This is a genomic window from Mycolicibacterium sp. HS_4_1, from assembly GCF_054515875.1.
Genome location: NZ_CM137261.1, coordinates 5,326,829 through 5,343,044 on the forward strand (window position 1 = coordinate 5,326,829; position 16,216 = coordinate 5,343,044).

A 16,216-nucleotide genomic window follows, 5' to 3' on the forward strand; every position below is an offset into this window, starting at 1 on the left:
ACTATAGCCAGGTGTCCTCGGTCGCCGTGGTCAGGAACGCTTCCAAATCATCGCGCCAGTGCGCCGGGGTGTTCTTGTCCGGCTCGATCCCGGTGTACTCGCCGCGGTAGAACAAGAGCGGACGCGGCTTCATGGCCTGAGGTTCGGACATCGACTGCACCGCACCGAACACCACGAAATGGTCGCCGCCGTCGTGCACCGAGTGCACCGTGCAGTCGATGTGCGCAAGCGTGCCGTCGAGCACCGGCGAACCCAATTCCGAAGGGCGCCAATCGATACCGGCGAACTTGTCCTCGGCTTTCGAGCCGAACTGCGCCGAGACGTGCTGCTGGTTCTCGTGCAGCATGTTGACGCAGAACTTGCCGCTGGCCTCGATGGCCTTCCAGGCCCGCGAGTGTTTCGTCGGGCAGAACAGGACCAGCGGCGGGTCCAGCGACAGCGCGGCGAACGACTGGCAGGCGAAACCTACCGGCACACCGTCATTCACGGTGGTGATGACGGTGATGCCGGTACAGAACTGACCGAGCACATTGCGGAATGTGCGCGGGTCGATCTGCGGTGTCTGGGTCATGCCGCGCGCGCCTACTTGAACCCGACGCTGAAATCGTGGCCCCAGAGACTGATGCCGACGCTCTCGCGGGCGATCCAGTTCTCGTCCTCGACTTCCAGTCCCTCGCAACCGAATTCCATGTCGAAGCCACCCGGCGTCTTCATGTAGAAGGACAGCATCTTGTCGTTGATGTGCCGGCCGAGGGTGGCCGACATCTTGACCTTCTTACGGTTGGCGCGGTCCAGGCAGAGGCCGACGTCGTCGGAGTTCTCCACCTCGACCATGAGGTGCACGATGCCCGTCGGGTTGGGCATCGGCATGAACGCCAGCGCGTGGTGCCGCGGGTTGCAGCCGTAGAAGCGCAGCCACACCGGATCGCCATCGGCCGGACGGCCCGCGATCTGCGGAGGCAGCCGCATCGAGTCACGCAGCCGGAAGCCCAGGACGTCCTGGTAGAACGCCTGCGCCGCGGCATCGTCGTCACAGGTCAGGACGACGTGACCGAGACCCTGCTCAGCGGTGACGAACTTGTGGCCGTAAGGGCTGACGAAGCGACGACCCAGGTACTGGATGCCGTAGAACACCTCGAGCGTGTTGCCGGCCGGATCCTGGAAGCTGATCATGCCCTCGACCTTGCGGTCGAGCAGCTCGTCCTTGGTGCCTTCGGTGAACGCGACACCGTGGGCGGTCAGGCTTTCCTTCACCTGCTCGAGGGCAGGCGCATCGGCGACCTCCCAGCCCGGGGCCAGCAGCCGGTCCTTCTCACCCGGCACGATCACCAGGCGAGCCGCGACGTCGTCCATCCGCAGGTAGAGCGCGTCAGGGTTGGTGCCTTCGCCTTCCATCATGCCGAGCACCTTGAGCCCGAACTCGCGCCAGGCCGCCACATCGGTGGCCTCGATGCGCATGTAGCCGAGGGCCTTGATCGACGCTTCTGTTGTCACAGTCATTGCTCGATAGTTCCTAGACCATGGTGTCTGCGGGCGGCAGACCGAATTCGTTGTTGCCGAAGATCAGGTAGGCGCGCTCGGGCTCGTTGGCAGCGTGCACGCGACCGGCGTGGGCGTCACGCCAGAAGCGCTGCAGCGGAGTGCCGTTGGCCAGGGCGGTGGCGCCGGCGGCCTCGAAGAGCCGGTCGACCGACGCGATGGCGCGACCGGTGGCGCGCACCTGGTCACGACGGGCGCGGGCCCGCAGCTCGAACGGGATCTCCTTGCCTGCGACCAGCAGTGCGTACTCGTCTCCGACATTGCCGATCAGCTGACGCCAGGCGGCGTCGATGTCGCTGGCAGCCTCGGCGATGCGGACCTTGGCGAACGGGTCGTCCTTGGACTTCTCACCGGCGAACGCGGCACGGACCCGCTTGCCCTGGTGCTCGACGTGCGCCTCGTAGGCGCCGTACGCCATACCGACGATCGGTGCCGAGATGGTGGTGGGGTGCACGGTGCCCCACGGCATCTTGTAGACCGGGGCGGTGTTGGTGAGGTAGCCGCCGGCGGTGCCGTCGTTCATCGACTTGTAGGACAGGAAGCGGTGCCGCGGCACGAACACGTCCTTGACCACGATGGTGTTGCTGCCGGTGCCACGCAGGCCGACCACGTTCCACACATCGTCGATGGTGTATTCGGTGCGCGGGATCAGGAAGCTGCCGAAGTCGACCGGGCGACCGTCCTTGATCACGGGGCCACCGAGGAACGCCCAGGTGGCGTGCTCCGAGCCGGAGGACCAGTTCCACGCGCCGTTGACGATGTAGCCGTCGCCGGTCTCCGTCACGACGCCCGCGCCCATCGGAGCGTAGGACGACGAGATGCGAACGCTGGCGTCGTCGCCCCAGACGTCTTCCTGTGCCCGCTGATCGAACAGGGCCAGGTGCCAGTTGTGGACGCCGATGATCGAAGCGACCCAACCGGTGGAGCCGCAGGCGCTGGCGATGCGGCGGACCGCCTCGTAGAACTGCGTGGGGTCAGCCTCCAGACCGTCCCACTGGGCGGGCTGCAGCAGCTTGAAGAAGCCGATCTCGTTCAGACTGTCGATAGACTCCTGCGGCACCTGGCGCAGGTCCTCGGTTAACTGTGCGCGTTCACGCAGCGCCGGCAACAGGTCGTCAATACCGGCCAGCACGGTCTGCACGTCGCGTTGTTCAATGGACGTCACGGGTTGCCTCCAGAGAGTGGTCGTCTAGACAGAAGATTAGAACACGTTACGATTTGTGTCGAGCACGGTAGTCCTGCAGCAGGTAGACCCACAAAAGTGGCCATCTATAACCTGTTCTAGTTACCGACCACTGGCCGGATTGAAAGAAGGGTGATGGGTGTGGACGAGCCGCTGGGCAGCCACGTGCTGGAACTTGTGGTGGCCGACGTCGTCACCGAGACCGCGGACGCGCGCGTGTTGGTGTTCGCGGCGCCGAACGGCGCCGGCGACCCTGTGATCCCGCCCGACCGGCTGAAGTACTCCCCCGGTCAGTTCCTGACGCTGCGTGTCCCGAGTACCCGCACCGGGTCGGTCGCCCGTTGTTACTCGCTGTGCAGCTCGCCGTATGCCGACGAGGCACTGACCGTCGCGGTCAAGCGCACCGCGGACGGCTACGCGTCCAACTGGCTGTGCGACAACGCGCACGTGGGTATGCGGATCCACGTGCTGGCACCGTCCGGCAACTTCGTGCCCAAGAACCTGGACACCGACTTCCTACTGCTCGCCGGCGGTAGCGGCATCACCCCGATGCTGTCGATCCTCAAGTCCGCCCTGTCCGAGGGCACCGGCAAGGTGACGCTGTTCTACGCCAACCGCGACGAGAAGTCGGTGATCTTCAGCAAGGCGCTGCGCGAGCTGACCTCGCTGCACCCCGAGCGGCTGTCCGTCGTGCACTGGCTGGAGTCGGTGCAGGGCCTGCCCAACCCGAGCATCCTGGCCACCCAGCTGGCGCCATACGCCGAGCGCGAGACCTTCATCTGCGGCCCGGGGCCGTTCATGGCCGCCGCCGAAGAGGCGCTGCTCAAATCCGGCGCCGCCAGGGAGAACGTCCACCTCGAGGTGTTCCAGTCACTGGACTCCGACCCGTTCGCGGCTGTCGTACTGGCCGAAGATGACAGCGATGAGGGCCCGGCCACCGCGATCGTCACGCTCGACGGTGAGACGCACGAGCTGCGGTGGCCGCGCAATGCCGTGCTGCTCGACGTGCTGCTCGACAAGGGACTGGACGCACCGTTCTCCTGCCGCGAGGGACACTGCGGAGCCTGTGCGGTCCTGATGAAGAAGGGCGACGTCGACATGGCGATCAACGACGTGTTGGAGCCGTCCGACCTCGAGGAGGGCCTCATCCTGGGTTGCCAAGCGGTGCCGAAGACGGATTCCGTCGAAGTCACCTACGACGAGTAGCGAACGGATTAGTTTCTTGACTGTGAACCGGCTTACTGCAGCAAGTGCGGCCGCTGTGCTGACCGCGACCGCCCTCATGTCCCCCGTGACGGCTGCTGCCGCGGTCAATTCGGCCGACGCTTTCGTGCCTGTCGACGACGGCACCAAGATTCAGATCCACGTGACTGCGAACTGTGCGGGCACCACCTGCACGTTCAACACCGCCTCCAACCTGGTGGTCGGCGGCGACCCGGTGCCGCTGCCGCCCGGCACCTGGGCGCGCGAGAACATCACGCTGCGCAGCTCCAATCGCGATGTGTACCAAGATGTCTCGTACAGCGCACCGACGGGTGCGCCACCCGTCAACCGCGGCTCGTGGAACGGGCCGGTCAACTCGCGGCAGCTCAAGTCGCAGAACAGCGCGCTGGTGTCGGTCACCTTCAACGGCGGCGGCTCGTTCGAAGAGTTCCTGGTCGACGGCACCTCGCAGACGCTCGACGTGCGGACCGGCCGACCGAATACCGAAGCCAATTTCATTGCGTGCGCGGATATTCAGGTCACCTACCCCGGCGTGAACCTCACGACGCCGACGGCCTGCGCAACGACTCACTACTGATCCTGCTGCCGAACGTGAAGGACATCGCGAACTTTCGCGATTTCTTGGCCGTCACGTTCAGTTTCGACGATCTGCCGCGTCCAGCAGATCCCCCAGGCGCTGCAACGCGTCGACGAATTCGTTCATGCCGTCCGCGCCGATGGCTTGATCGACGTACCCATTGACGGTCGCCAGCGCGGCATCGAGGCGTCGGAGCGCGTCGGTCCCGAATTCGGTCGGCCATAACTCCCAGGCGCGACCGTCGCTCTCGCTCGTCCTGCGCTCGACGAACCCGGCCTTCTCGAGGCGCCCGACCATCGCCGTGACCGCGGACTCGCGCTGGCCGAGCTGCGCCGCGATGAGCGACTGACGGCATCCGGCATTACTCACGATCAGTGTCAGCGCCGCGGCCTGTGCCGTCGAAATGCCTGCCGCTTCGAGGAACAACCGGTCGGCGGTGGTGCGCAGCCGCTGCGCCACCGTCTGCAGATGGAAATACGCGCGCCGGCGGCCCGCCGGCGACCTGTTCTTCGAAACCACTCTTGCATTATTACTTCACTAGTGAAGTAATTGGGATATGACACGAGTGATCGACGCGTGGGCCCAGCAGCCGAACGAGTTGTTCATGCGCCAGCCATGGCTGCGGCCGCTGCTGCGCTGGACCCGCCAAGACGACCTGCCTGCGCTACCCATCGACGTCACGCTGAAGGCGATGGATGACGCGGGTGTCGAGAAGTCGCTGTTGTGCGCGTGGGTCGGCCCCTATGGCGCACTGATCGACAACGACGAGACGGCGGCGCACGTCCGGGCACACCCGGACCGGTTCGCCGGCGTCGCCTCCGTGGATCTGAATCGACCGGTCGAGGCCGTTCGCGAATTACGCCGTGCGGTCACCGATCTGGGCATGGTGGCGCTGCGCGTCGTCCCATGGCTGTGGAACCTGCCGCCGAATGACCGGCGCTACTACCCATTGCTCCAGACCTGCGCCGAACTGGGTATCCCGTTCTGCACACAGATCGGGCACACCGGTCCACTGTGTCCTTCCGAGCCTGGCCGGCCGATCCCCTACCTCGAGACGGTGCTTCTCGAATTCCCCGAACTGGTGGTCATCGGTGGCCATGTCGGCGCACCGTGGATGGACGAAGTCCTGTTCCTGGCCAAGAAGTTTCCGAACTTCTACCTCGACACCTCGGCTTACGCCGTGCATCGGCTACCCCCGGCGCTGGTGGACTATCTACGCGGATCCGGCCGCACCCGAGTGCTTTTCGGGACCAACTGGCCGATGCTGTCCGCGCAGCGCTGCCTGGAACGGCTGGACGAGCTCGGCCTCGACGATGAGGCCCGCGACCTCTATCTCGGCAGCAACGCGGCCCGGGTTTTCGGGGTGTGACGCGCAGGTTCAGCTCTGCGCGACCGCGAGTTCTCGCCGCTCGGTTTCGGCGGCGGCCTGCCGTCCCCAGCGCCCGGCCAGCATCGCGCACGTGATCAGCTGAATCTGATGGAAGATCATCAGCGGCAACACGATCAGACCCACGGGGTGACCGGCGAACAGCACGGTCGCCATGGGCAATCCGGTCGCGAGGCTCTTCTTCGATCCGCAGAAGATGATCACGATGCGGTCGGCACGGTCGAACTTCAACAGCCGTGCCACCCCTGCCGTGGTGCCGAGCACCACCGCCAGCAGCACCACGCTGACGGCGATCACCGCGAGCACGTCGGTGACCTTCATTCCCGTCCAGATGTGTTCGGCCATACCGGCGCTGAACGCCGCATACACGACGAGGTAGACCGAGCCGCGGTCGACGACTTTGGTGAGCGTGGTGTGGGACAACACGCGGTGCAGCTTGGACCGCAGCAGCTGACCGGCGACGAACGGCAGCAGCAGTTGCACCACGATCTCCAGGATCGAGTTCGCCGAAACCGTGGCGGCGCCGGTGGTCTGCATCAACAACGTCACCAACAGCGGGGTGAGGAAGATGCCCAACAGGTTCGACGCCGACGCGCTCACGACGGCCGCCGCGACGTTGCCCCGAGCGATCGAGGTGAACGCGATGGACGACTGCACCGTCGACGGCAGCAGGCACAGATACAGCATTCCGGTGTAGAGATCGTCGGTCAGGACCGACGGCACCAGCATCTTCATCGCCAGTCCGAGCAGCGGGAACAGCACGAACGTCGCGGCCAGCACCGTGGTGTGCAGCCGCCAGTGCTTGAGCCCTTCGAGCGCCTCGCGCGGCTCCAGCCGGGTGCCGTACAGCAGGAACAACACGGCGATCGCAACCTTGGTCGCGGTCTCGACGGCCGCGCCGGCGTCGCCGCGGGCCGGAAGCAGCACACCGACGGACATCGCGGCGAACAGCCCGAGGAGGAAGCCGTCGATACGGAGCTTGGCGAGCAGATTCACCGGACAAACGTACTGCTACCGCAACTCATTTCTCCAGCCGATAGATTCGATATCTATAAACGGATATCGTGATTAAATGCTGGATCCCGAGTTGCTGCGCACCTTCCTTGCGGTCGAGCGGGCCGGCGGATTCACCGCGGCTGGGCGGCTCCTGGGGCTCCGCCAGTCAACGGTGAGCGGCCACATCGCCCGTCTGGAACAGGCCGTGGGCCGCGAGTTGTTTCGGCGCGATACCCGCAATCTGGCCCTCACCGCCGACGGCGCGGCAATGGTCGGCTTCGCGCACGACATCCTGGACGCACAAGCCAAGGCCGACCGGTACTTCTCCGAATCACAACCCACGGGCCTGATCCGCCTCGGCGCCTCCGACGATCTGGTGGGCCGGATGCTCTCCGACGTGCTGGTCGAGTTCCGGCAGTCCTATCCCGGCGTCGACCTGGAACTGGTGGTGGGCCTGAGCGAGAACCTCAAGAACCGAATGGCCGCAGGCGAATTGGACCTCATGGTCGCCAAACGGCTGCCCGGCGAACAACACGGCGAACTGTTGTGGCGAGACCGCCTCGTCTGGGCCGGCCGACCGGGCCTGACCGACGTCACCGACCCGGTACCGATCGTGACCTATCCACCGCCGAGCCTGACCCGGCACATCGCCCTACGCGAACTGGAACGCGAGCGCCGCAGCTGGCGCATCGCGTGCGTCAGCGATAGCTTGCTCGGCCTACAGGCCGCGGCGCTTGCCGGACTCGGCATCATCGCGCATTCCGAATCCGTTCTGCCGCAAGGTCTGCAGCCGATCAATGACGCCAGGCTACCGAACCTGGGGCACCTGGAATTCGTCCTGCTACGCCGACGCACCACACCCTCCGAAGCCGAGGTCGCGCTGCACGACGCCATCGTCGCCGGCGCACACCGCATGCGGCGGTGACGGAGCAGGGGCCGCTAGCGCGGCAGGCCCAGCAGGCGCTCACCGGCCACGGTGAGCAGAATCTGTTCGGTGCCACCGGCGATCGACAGGCAGCGGGTGTTGAGGAAGTACCGGACGTCCGGCGAATCCTCGATACCCGAACCGTCGTGCGCATCCATGATCGTCTCGGCCAGCGCCTGGCGGTAGCGCACGCCGATGAGCTTGCGCACGCTCGACGGAGCGCCCGGATCGTGGCCGCCGACGGCCATCTGCGCCGTCAACTGGTCCAGCAGCGAACCGACTTGGGCTGCAACGATCAGTGCGCCAAGGCGTTCCGCGTCGGCGGCGTCCAGCTCACGGTCGCCGAGCACCTCCAGCAGGTGCTCCATGCCTTTGTCCAGGGCGCCACCGGCAGCCATGGCGACGCGCTCATTGGCCAGCGTGGTGCGGGCCAACGCCCAGCCGCCGTCAACAGGGCCGATCACACAGTCGTCCGGCACGAACAGGTCGTCCAGGAACACCTCGTTGAACAGCGCCTCGCCGGTGATCTCACGCAGCGGACGGATGTCGATGCCGGGCGAACTCATGTCGACGACGAAGTAGGTGATGCCCTTGTGCTTCGGCGCGTCAGGGTTGGTGCGCGCCAGGCAGATTCCCCAGTTGGCCCGGTGTGCGTTGGAGGTCCACACCTTCTGGCCGGTCAGCTTCCAGCCGCCGTCAACTTTGATGGCCTTGGTCCGCAGGGCCGCGAGGTCAGAGCCGGCACCCGGTTCACTGAACAGCTGGCACCAGTACACGTCGCCGGTCAGCGTGCCGGGGATGAAGCGGTCGATCTGCTCGGGCGTGCCGTGGCCGAGAATGGTCGGCGCGGCCCACCAACCGATCGAAATGTCCGGGCGCACAACGCTTGCCGCGCTCAGTTCGTCGTCGATCACCAATTGCTCACCGGGCGACGCGGCGCGACCGTACGGCGCGGGCCAGTGCGGCGCCATCAATCCGGCTTCGGCCAGCGCCGCTTGGTGCTTCTCGACGGGCAGCGCGGCGATCTGGGCGACCACGGCGGCGATCTCGGGACGGATCGTCTCCGCCTCACCGGTATCGACGTGCAGCTGACGGCGCAGGCCCGAGCGGGTCAGCGCGGCGACGCGGCGCAACCAGCTGCCGTGTCCACCGAGGATCTGGGCGGTGGCATACGCGCGGCGCAGGTACAGGTGAGCGTCGTGCTCCCAGGTGAAGCCGATACCACCGAGCACCTGAATGCAGTCGCGCCCATTGCGTTTCGCGGCGTCGATGGCAGCCGCGGCAGCCACGGCGGCGGCGATGGACAGCTGCGTCGCATCCCCGTCCACTGCGGCCTCGGCGGCGTCACTCGCCGCGACGGCAACCTGCTGCGACCGCAGCAGCATCTCTGCACACATGTGCTTGACGGCCTGGAAGCTGCCGATCGGCTTGCCGAACTGCTCACGCACCTTGGCGTAGTCGGCGGCTGTTTGCAGCTGCCAGCGGGCCAGACCCGCAGCCTCGGCGGCCAGCACGGTCACGGCCAGGTCGGCCACCGGAGCATCGACGACGGTCGCCGCGGCACCATTGAGCTCGACGCGGGCCAGGGGGCGGGAGAAGTCGGTGGCCTCGAGCGGCGTGGCGGTGACGCCGGGCGCAGTGGCGTCGACCAGCAGCCAGACATCATGTCTTCCCGTCGCTCCGCTCGCCCCGTTGTCTGCCGGCAGGATCAGCAGGCCGTCGGGCAGGGCGCCCAGCACGAACTTGGCGGTACCGGTGGCGGACTGGCCGTCGAAGACGATGTCGGAGTTCAGCGCCAAGCCGGCGGTGCGCTCACCGGAGATCAGCGCCTCGAGCAGCGCGGCGTCGGTGATCACCAGAGTTGCCAGGGCGGTCGTGGCCACCGGGCCGGGAACGAGCGCGGCGGCGGCCTCGTCGACCATCACGCACAAATCGGCAATGGATCCGCCGGCGCCGCCGAGGTCCTCGGAGACCGCGACGCCGAAGGTCCCTAGTTCGACCAGACCGTCGTAGGGGCCCCGCCAAGAATCAGCGGAACCCCCCGCTCCGGCTTCCAAAGCCCGGACCGCGGCGATGGAACCCGACGCGACAGCCCAGCTACGGACCATTTCGCGGACCTCGGCCCGCTCGGAGTCGATAGTTGTGGAAGTGATGGACACCGTGCGCTCCTAGCGTTTGGGCGAGAAGAACACGCTTCTCACTAGAACGTGTTCTAATGGTGACAGCAATCAGACGTCAAGTCGATCGCCATTTGAGCAGGACACTCGGGTGTCCCGGGGCGCCTGGAGGTGGGAAATTACCGATCACTTTGCGTATCGTTTTCACCCACTGCGCTACCCGAAGGAGTTGATGGCCGCATGGCCCGCGAGACAACCCTGCCAGCAACACCCGACTCCGTTTCCACCGTTCGCCCGCGGGAGGTGACAAACATGGCCGTACTCACCGAATCTGAGCTCGGTTCCGAAGCTCAGCGCGAGCGCCGCAAACGCATCCTCGATGCCACCCTGGCAATCGCCTCCAAGGGGGGTTACGAGGCAGTTCAGATGCGTGCGGTGGCCGAACGCGCCGACGTCGCCGTGGGCACGCTGTACCGCTACTTCCCATCCAAGGTGCACCTGCTGGTGTCCGCGCTGGGTCGTGAGTTCGAGCGCATCGATGCCAAGACCGACCGCGCCTCGCTCACCGGCGGCACCCCGTATCAGCGACTCAGCGTGATGGTCAGCAAGCTGAACCGGTCCATGCAGCGCAATCCGCTGCTGACCGAGGCCATGACGCGCGCTTTCGTGTTCGCCGACGCCTCCGCGGCCGGTGAGGTTGATCACGTCGGAAAGCTCATGGACTCGATGTTCGCCCGCGCCATGAGCGACGGCGAGCCCACCGAGGACCAGTACCACATCGCCCGCGTCATCTCCGATGTGTGGCTGTCGAACCTGCTCGCCTGGCTGACCAGGCGCGCGTCGGCCACCGACGTGAGCAAGCGGCTCGATCTGGCGGTCCGACTGCTGATCGGCGACGGGGAGCACCCTAAAATCTGACCGGTGCTCCCGGCTGATCTGATCGCGGCGCTCGACAAAGTCGCCGCCACGCCCCGCCTGCTCGTCACCTCCGATTTCGACGGCACCTTGGCGCCGATCGTCAACAACCCTGCCGACGCGCGAGCCTTGCCCGCCGGGTCTGCCGCGGTGCTGAATCTGGCGGCGCTCCCTGACACGTTCGTCGCGCTGGTGTCCGGCCGCGCGCTGCAGGTCCTACGCGAACTTTCCGGCATGCCGGCATCGGTGCAACTGGTGGGCAGTCATGGCGCCGAGTTCGACGACGGATTCACGCAAGCGGTCGACGGCGTTCTGCTGGCCCGCATCGTCGATTCGCTCACCGAGATCGCAAGTCGATACCCGGGCGTGAAAGTCGAGACAAAGCCGGCCAGCGTCGCCCTTCACATCCGGAACGCCTCAGCCGACGACGGCGAGGCCGCTCTGGCGGCCGCACGCACGGCCGGGACGGCGTGGCCCGCCGAAACCACCGAGGGCAAGGCGGTACTGGAGTTCGCGGTGATCACCACCAGTAAAGGCTCGGCCATCGACCTACTGCGCGAGCGCGACGGCGTGAGCGCGGTGGTGTACCTGGGCGACGACGTCACCGACGAGAAGGCCTTCGCCCGGCTGCGCGACGGCGACGTCGGCGTGAAGGTCGGCCCGGGACCGACGGCCGCGCAGTACCGCATCGACTCCCCCGAGGACGTCGCGGAGGCGTTGGCGTATCTCGCGGCACGCCGCGCCGGCTAGGCAGGCGGCCCCGAGGTGCGGCCGCGGACCAGTTCGGTGTCGAGCACCTCGATGACCGGGATGCCGGACCGCGGCGGATTGTTCAGCAGGTATCCGGCCCGCCGGCCCTTCTCCAGGCTCGGCTGGGCCACGGTGGTCAGCCCGCGGGCGAGTGCTTCGGGGACGCCGTCGAATCCGGTGACGGTCATCTGACCCGGCACGTAGATGCCGCGCGACCGCAGATGGTCCATCGCCGACAAAGCCAAGACGTCAGCGGTGCACATCAGCGCCGTGATGCGCGGATTGGCTTGCAGCGCAACGGCAGCCGCGGCCCCGCCGGAACTCGGCAGGTGCTCGAACGTCTCGACCACCGTGAGGGCATCGGGATTCAGGCCGGCGGCGGCCATCGCGTCACGCACCCCGATAATGCGTTCGCACTGCACGTGAAAATGCCGCGAGGTGAGCCGCTCGGGATCCGCGATGGCCGACTGCGCGTCGCCGTGGGGCCAGTCCCGGCCGAGCCGCATGGTCAGCACGCCGATCTCCCGATGCCCAAGGCCGACAACATATTCCGCGATGCCGCGCATGGCCGCCCGGTCGTCGATGCAGACCCGGGATGCCCCTTGCAGGTCCTTCGGCTGGTCGACGACGACGATCGGCACGCCACGCTGCTGCACCACCGGTAGGTATGGATCGTCGTCAGATGCGGCGTAGACCGCGAACCCGTCGACCCCGGCGGACAGCACCGCCGCGGCGCCGTCTTCGACCGACCGGTTCGGCCCGGCCGCCACCAGCAGCAGGCCCTGCCCGGCCTCCTCACATGACTCGGCAAGTCCGGCAACGAAATCCAGCGCCGCCGGGTCGCGGAACGAGTAGTTGAGCGACTCGGTGATGATGAGCCCGAAGGCGCCGGCCTTGCGGGTGCGCAGAGAGCGCGCCACCGGGTCGGGACCGGGATAACCCATCTCCCTGGCGGCAGCCAGTACCCGCTCACGGAGCTCTGGGGAGAGCTGGTCCGGCCGGTTGTAGGCATTGGAAATCGTGGTGCGCGAGACCTTCAGCTCGGCAGCCAGTGAGGCCAGCGTGGCCCGACGCCTCGGGTTGGGACTCCTCGGCATGTTGGTGACGCTAGCGCATCCGATTCGCGCCGCGAGCCAACGGTGCACTAGATTTATTGCAAACGGTTTTCATTAACACTAATCCGCAGGAGCACACATGACCCGGACCCGGCTCATCGCACTGTCCGCCCTCACCGCGCTGGCCTCCGTAACCGGGCTGGCCGCCTGCGGTTCACAAGGCGACTCCGGGCACGCCACCGGCTCTTCAAAGGTGGTCACCACCACCAACGTCTGGGGCAGCGTGGCCACGGCGGTGGCCGGCGGGCACGCCGAGGTCAAGGCCATTCTCACCAGCGACGTCAACGACCCGCACTCCTACGAGGCGACCCCCGCCGACGCCGCGGCCATCGCCGACGCCGCCCTGGTCGTCATCAACGGCGGCGGCTACGACCACTGGGCCGACGACGTCCTGAAGAACCACAAGAACGTCACCACCGTGGACGCCTACTCGCTGCTGCCGCACAGTGCGCCCGGTGAGGCCAACGAGCACGTCTTCTACAACATGGCCGTGGCCAAGGCCGTCGCCGCCAAGATCGCCGACGACCTGGCCGGCTCCGATCCCGCGCACGCCGACGCCTACCGGGCCAATGCCGCGGAATTCGGCAAGCAGACCGACGCCATCGCCGCGACCGAACGCGCCATCGGGCAGAAGCACCCCGGCGCCGCGGTGGTCTCCACCGAACCCGTCGCGCACTACCTGCTGTCCACCGCGGGCGTCGTCGACAGCACCCCGCACGGCTTCGCCACCGCCGCCGAAGAAGGCCACGACCCCGCCCCGGCAGACGTCGCCGCGGTGCTGGACCTCATCAACGGCCACAAGGTCGACGCGCTGGTGGTGAACAAGCAGACCGAGACGGCCGTGACCAAGCAACTGCAGGACGCCGCCCGGAAAGCCGCGCTGCCCATCGTCGAGGTCACCGAGACGCTGCCGGCCGGACAGGACTTCCTGACCTGGCAGCGCCAGACCGCCGAGGCACTGGCACACCAGTTGGACACCGCACCCGTAGCGGCCCGATAAGCCGGGATAATTTGTAGCCGTGCCTTCCGATCCCACGCCCACCACGGCGGTCGCCGAGCTGACCGGTGCGCGATTGTCATTCGGCGACCGCGTGCTGTGGGACCGGTTGGATCTGACGGTGCGCCGCGGCGAGTTCATCGCGGTGCTCGGCCCGAACGGCACCGGCAAGACGTCACTGCTCAAGGTCCTGCTGCGCCAACAACCGTTGACCGCGGGCCGGATGACCACCACCGGCGCCATCGGCTATGTACCGCAACACCGCTCGCTGGACACCGGCCTGACGCTGCGCGGCCGTGATCTGGTCGGCCTCGGCTGCGACGGACACCGCTGGGGTTTCGCCGGACCGCGGAAGCGGGCACAGCGCCGCGCCGTGGTGACCCGGGCCCTGAGCCAGGTCGACGGAGCCCGGTTGGCCGACGTCCCCGTGTCGGTGATGTCGGGCGGCGAACTGCAACGGGTCCGGATCGCGCAGGCCCTGGCCTCCGACCCCGCCCTGCTGCTGTGCGACGAACCGCTGCTCAACCTCGACCCGGCCAACGCGAAACTCGTGTCGAGCCTGATCGACCAGCGCCGCAAGGACGCCGGCACCGCCGTCCTGTTCGTCACCCACGAGGTCAATCCCGTGCTGCCCTACGTGGACCGGGTGCTGTACCTGGTGGACGGGCGCTTCCGGATCGGCACCGTCGACGAGGTCATGACGTCCGAGACGCTGTCCGCGTTGTACCGCGCCGACATCCAGGTCGCCCGGATCGGCGGCCAGTACGTCGTGGTCGGCCAGGACGGCGCATGCGTGGACAACTCCGAGCACGCGAGCGGCCATTTCCATGAGTGAGTTCTTCAACCCCACGCTCACCGCGGACCTGCTCAGCCGCGACTTCGTCCAGCAGGCCGTGCTGGCGGCAGCGCTGCTGGCACTGCTCGGCGGACTGATCGGGCCGTTCATCGTGATGCGCCAGATGTCGTTCGCGGTGCACGGGTCCAGCGAGCTCTCGCTGACCGGCGCCGCCTTCGCGCTGCTGACCGGGCTCAACGTCGGCCTCGGCGCCCTGGTCGGGAGTGCCCTGGCGGCAATAGTCTTCGGCATTCTCGGGCAGCGGTCGCGGGAACGTGACTCGGCCATCGGCGTGGTGCTGGCCTTCGGGCTGGGCCTGGCGGTGCTGTTCATCCACCTGTATCCGGGCCGCACCGGCACCAGTTTCGCGTTGCTCACCGGGCAGATCGTCGGCGTCGGATACTCGGGCCTGACGCTGCTTGCGGTGGTGACCGTGCTGGTGGTCGCGGTCCTCGCGGCCTGCTACCGCCCACTGCTGTTCGCCACCGCCGACCCGGAAGTGGCTGCGGCCCGCGGGGTGCCGGTGCGTGCGCTGGGCATCGTGTTCGCCGCACTGGTCGGTGTCGCGGCCGCGCAGGGCGTGCAGATCGTCGGGGCGCTGCTGGTGATGTCGCTGTTGATCACGCCCGCCGCTGCGGCGGGCCGGGTTTTCAGCTCCCCCGTCACCACCATGGTGGCGTCGGTGGTCTTCGCCGAGATCGCCGCGGTCGGCGGCATCGTGCTGTCGCTGGCACCGGGGGTGCCGGTGTCGGTGTTCGTGACGTCGATCTCGTTCGGCATCTACCTGCTGTGCTGGGGCGCCGGGAAGCTCAGTCGCCGGTAGCGGGATCAACCACCCGTCGCTCCGCTCGCCCCACCGGGCGTCCGGGCTCGTTGCTCCACTGCGACCACGAACCGGGGAACAGCGCCACGTCGCGACCGGAGGCCGCCAGCGCGGCCACCGCCACCGCCGCGGTGACACCCGAGCCGCAATAGACGCCGACGATGTCCGAGCTGTCGGCACCATCGGTGCGCAGCGTGCCGTCGGCCGCCAGCACGCTCGGCAGATTCACCGCGCCGGGGATGTGCCCGGCCACCGGATCCATCGGTTCGACGTCGCCGCGGAACCGCTCCGGTGCGCGGACGTCGCCCAGCCGCGGGCCCAGCGCGGCGGCCTCGTCGGCGGTCAGGGTCGGCATGGCGCCCGCGTAGAGGTCCTCATGGGTCACCGTGACGTCGCCCGGCTCGGGTTCGACGTCGCCGCGGTCCAGCGGCCCACCCGAGGTGGTCCACGCCGCCAGGCCGCCGTCCAGGATGCGCACGCTCTCGATACCCGCGGCCCGTAACACCCACCAGGCCCGGGACGAGCCCGCCCGGTTCCAGTCGTCGTAGATGACCGTCGGCACGCCGTCTCTCATCCCCCAGCTGCGCGCCGCCTCCTGCAGCGCCGACCCCGATGGCAGCGGATGCCGGCCCCGCCCCATCACGGTGTGATCCGACAGGTCGTCGTCCAGCGAGACGTACACCGCGTCGGGAATGTGCCCGGCCCGGTAGTCGTCGCGGCCGTCGGGCTTGGCCAGCTGCCAGCGCACATCGAGCAGCGTCACGTCGCCGGCGGCGATCAGCTGGGCGAGACCGAAGGCGGTGATCAGAATGTCGTCACGAGTGGACATGGCG

Annotated in this window: 17 protein-coding genes; 9 read left to right on the forward strand and 8 right to left on the reverse strand. The window is 67.5% G+C overall.

The window, feature by feature from the left end:
- Position 1: 1 nt before the first annotated feature.
- The 3 genes from hsaB to hsaA are packed head-to-tail and all read right to left on the reverse strand — an operon-like array spanning position 2 to position 2,704.
- Positions 2–571, reverse strand: a complete 570-nt coding sequence (gene hsaB / locus ACX12F_RS25840) for a 3-hydroxy-9,10-secoandrosta-1,3,5(10)-triene-9,17-dione monooxygenase reductase subunit (RefSeq protein ID WP_459367111.1) — start codon at positions 569–571, stop codon at positions 2–4.
- 11 nt (positions 572–582) lie between these two features.
- Positions 583–1,500 carry an iron-dependent extradiol dioxygenase HsaC gene (gene hsaC / locus ACX12F_RS25845; protein WP_459367112.1) on the reverse strand — a complete coding sequence of 306 codons (918 nt, stop codon included), beginning with the start codon at positions 1,498–1,500 and terminating at the stop codon, positions 583–585.
- Positions 1,501–1,513: 13 nt separating this feature from the next.
- Positions 1,514–2,704, reverse strand: coding sequence for a 3-hydroxy-9,10-secoandrosta-1,3,5(10)-triene-9,17-dione monooxygenase oxygenase subunit (gene hsaA, locus ACX12F_RS25850; RefSeq protein WP_459367113.1), 1,191 nt, complete (start codon positions 2,702–2,704; stop codon positions 1,514–1,516).
- A 153-nt stretch (positions 2,705–2,857) separates the two neighbouring features.
- Here hsaA and ACX12F_RS25855 point away from each other — a divergent pair, with 153 nt between their 5' ends.
- A complete protein-coding gene (locus tag ACX12F_RS25855; RefSeq protein WP_459367114.1) occupies positions 2,858–3,928 on the forward strand; it encodes a 2Fe-2S iron-sulfur cluster-binding protein in 1,071 nt (356 codons plus the stop codon).
- Positions 3,929–3,950: 22 nt separating this feature from the next.
- Entirely contained in the window at positions 3,951–4,523 is a 573-nt protein-coding gene (locus ACX12F_RS25860; RefSeq protein WP_459370508.1) for a hypothetical protein, read from the forward strand.
- Positions 4,524–4,580: 57 nt separating this feature from the next.
- Here the strand turns inward: ACX12F_RS25860 and ACX12F_RS25865 are convergent, their stop codons facing one another.
- Entirely contained in the window at positions 4,581–5,042 is a 462-nt protein-coding gene (locus ACX12F_RS25865) for a MarR family winged helix-turn-helix transcriptional regulator (RefSeq protein WP_459367115.1), read from the reverse strand.
- Between the two features lie 37 nt (positions 5,043–5,079).
- Between ACX12F_RS25865 and ACX12F_RS25870 the strand changes: the two genes are divergently transcribed.
- Complete coding sequence (locus ACX12F_RS25870; protein WP_459367116.1) at positions 5,080–5,892, forward strand: amidohydrolase family protein; 813 nt, start codon at positions 5,080–5,082, stop codon at positions 5,890–5,892.
- A 9-nt stretch (positions 5,893–5,901) separates the two neighbouring features.
- Here the strand turns inward: ACX12F_RS25870 and ACX12F_RS25875 are convergent, their stop codons facing one another.
- On the reverse strand, positions 5,902–6,906 hold the full coding sequence (locus ACX12F_RS25875) for a bile acid:sodium symporter family protein (protein WP_459367117.1): 1,005 nt from the start codon (positions 6,904–6,906) through the stop codon (positions 5,902–5,904).
- 76 nt (positions 6,907–6,982) lie between these two features.
- On the opposite strand from ACX12F_RS25875, the gene ACX12F_RS25880 reads away from it, so the two are divergent.
- On the forward strand, positions 6,983–7,831 hold the full coding sequence (locus ACX12F_RS25880; RefSeq protein WP_459367118.1) for a LysR family transcriptional regulator: 849 nt from the start codon (positions 6,983–6,985) through the stop codon (positions 7,829–7,831).
- 14 nt (positions 7,832–7,845) lie between these two features.
- Here the strand turns inward: ACX12F_RS25880 and ACX12F_RS25885 are convergent, their stop codons facing one another.
- Complete coding sequence (locus ACX12F_RS25885) at positions 7,846–9,939, reverse strand: acyl-CoA dehydrogenase family protein (protein ID WP_459370509.1); 2,094 nt, start codon at positions 9,937–9,939, stop codon at positions 7,846–7,848.
- A gap of 321 nt (positions 9,940–10,260) precedes the next feature.
- Between ACX12F_RS25885 and kstR the strand changes: the two genes are divergently transcribed.
- Both kstR and otsB read left to right on the forward strand, forming a co-directional pair.
- On the forward strand, positions 10,261–10,866 hold the full coding sequence (gene kstR / locus ACX12F_RS25890) for a cholesterol catabolism transcriptional regulator KstR (RefSeq protein ID WP_459367119.1): 606 nt from the start codon (positions 10,261–10,263) through the stop codon (positions 10,864–10,866).
- A 3-nt stretch (positions 10,867–10,869) separates the two neighbouring features.
- Positions 10,870–11,613, forward strand: coding sequence for a trehalose-phosphatase (otsB, locus tag ACX12F_RS25895; RefSeq protein ID WP_459367120.1), 744 nt, complete (start codon positions 10,870–10,872; stop codon positions 11,611–11,613).
- Here the strand turns inward: otsB and ACX12F_RS25900 are convergent.
- Positions 11,610–12,710, reverse strand: coding sequence for an Rv3575c family transcriptional regulator (locus ACX12F_RS25900; RefSeq protein ID WP_459367121.1), 1,101 nt, complete (start codon positions 12,708–12,710; stop codon positions 11,610–11,612). The genes otsB and ACX12F_RS25900 overlap by 4 nt on opposite strands.
- 97 nt (positions 12,711–12,807) lie before the next feature.
- Here ACX12F_RS25900 and ACX12F_RS25905 point away from each other — a divergent pair, with 97 nt between their 5' ends.
- From ACX12F_RS25905 to ACX12F_RS25915, 3 genes are read left to right on the forward strand one after another with little or no spacing between them, the layout of a single operon-like run.
- Positions 12,808–13,728 (forward strand): metal ABC transporter solute-binding protein, Zn/Mn family, encoded by a 921-nt coding sequence (locus ACX12F_RS25905; RefSeq protein WP_459367122.1) that lies wholly within the window; start codon positions 12,808–12,810, stop codon positions 13,726–13,728.
- 19 nt (positions 13,729–13,747) lie between these two features.
- Positions 13,748–14,560 carry a metal ABC transporter ATP-binding protein gene (locus tag ACX12F_RS25910; protein WP_459367123.1) on the forward strand — a complete coding sequence of 271 codons (813 nt, stop codon included), beginning with the start codon at positions 13,748–13,750 and terminating at the stop codon, positions 14,558–14,560.
- On the forward strand, positions 14,553–15,383 hold the full coding sequence (locus ACX12F_RS25915; RefSeq protein WP_459367124.1) for a metal ABC transporter permease: 831 nt from the start codon (positions 14,553–14,555) through the stop codon (positions 15,381–15,383). Before ACX12F_RS25910 ends, ACX12F_RS25915 begins: the two co-directional genes overlap by 8 nt.
- Here the strand turns inward: ACX12F_RS25915 and ACX12F_RS25920 are convergent.
- Entirely contained in the window at positions 15,370–16,212 is an 843-nt protein-coding gene (locus ACX12F_RS25920) for a sulfurtransferase (protein ID WP_459367125.1), read from the reverse strand. The two genes, ACX12F_RS25915 and ACX12F_RS25920, sit on opposite strands and share 14 nt — an antisense overlap.
- Positions 16,213–16,216: the final 4 nt, after the last annotated feature.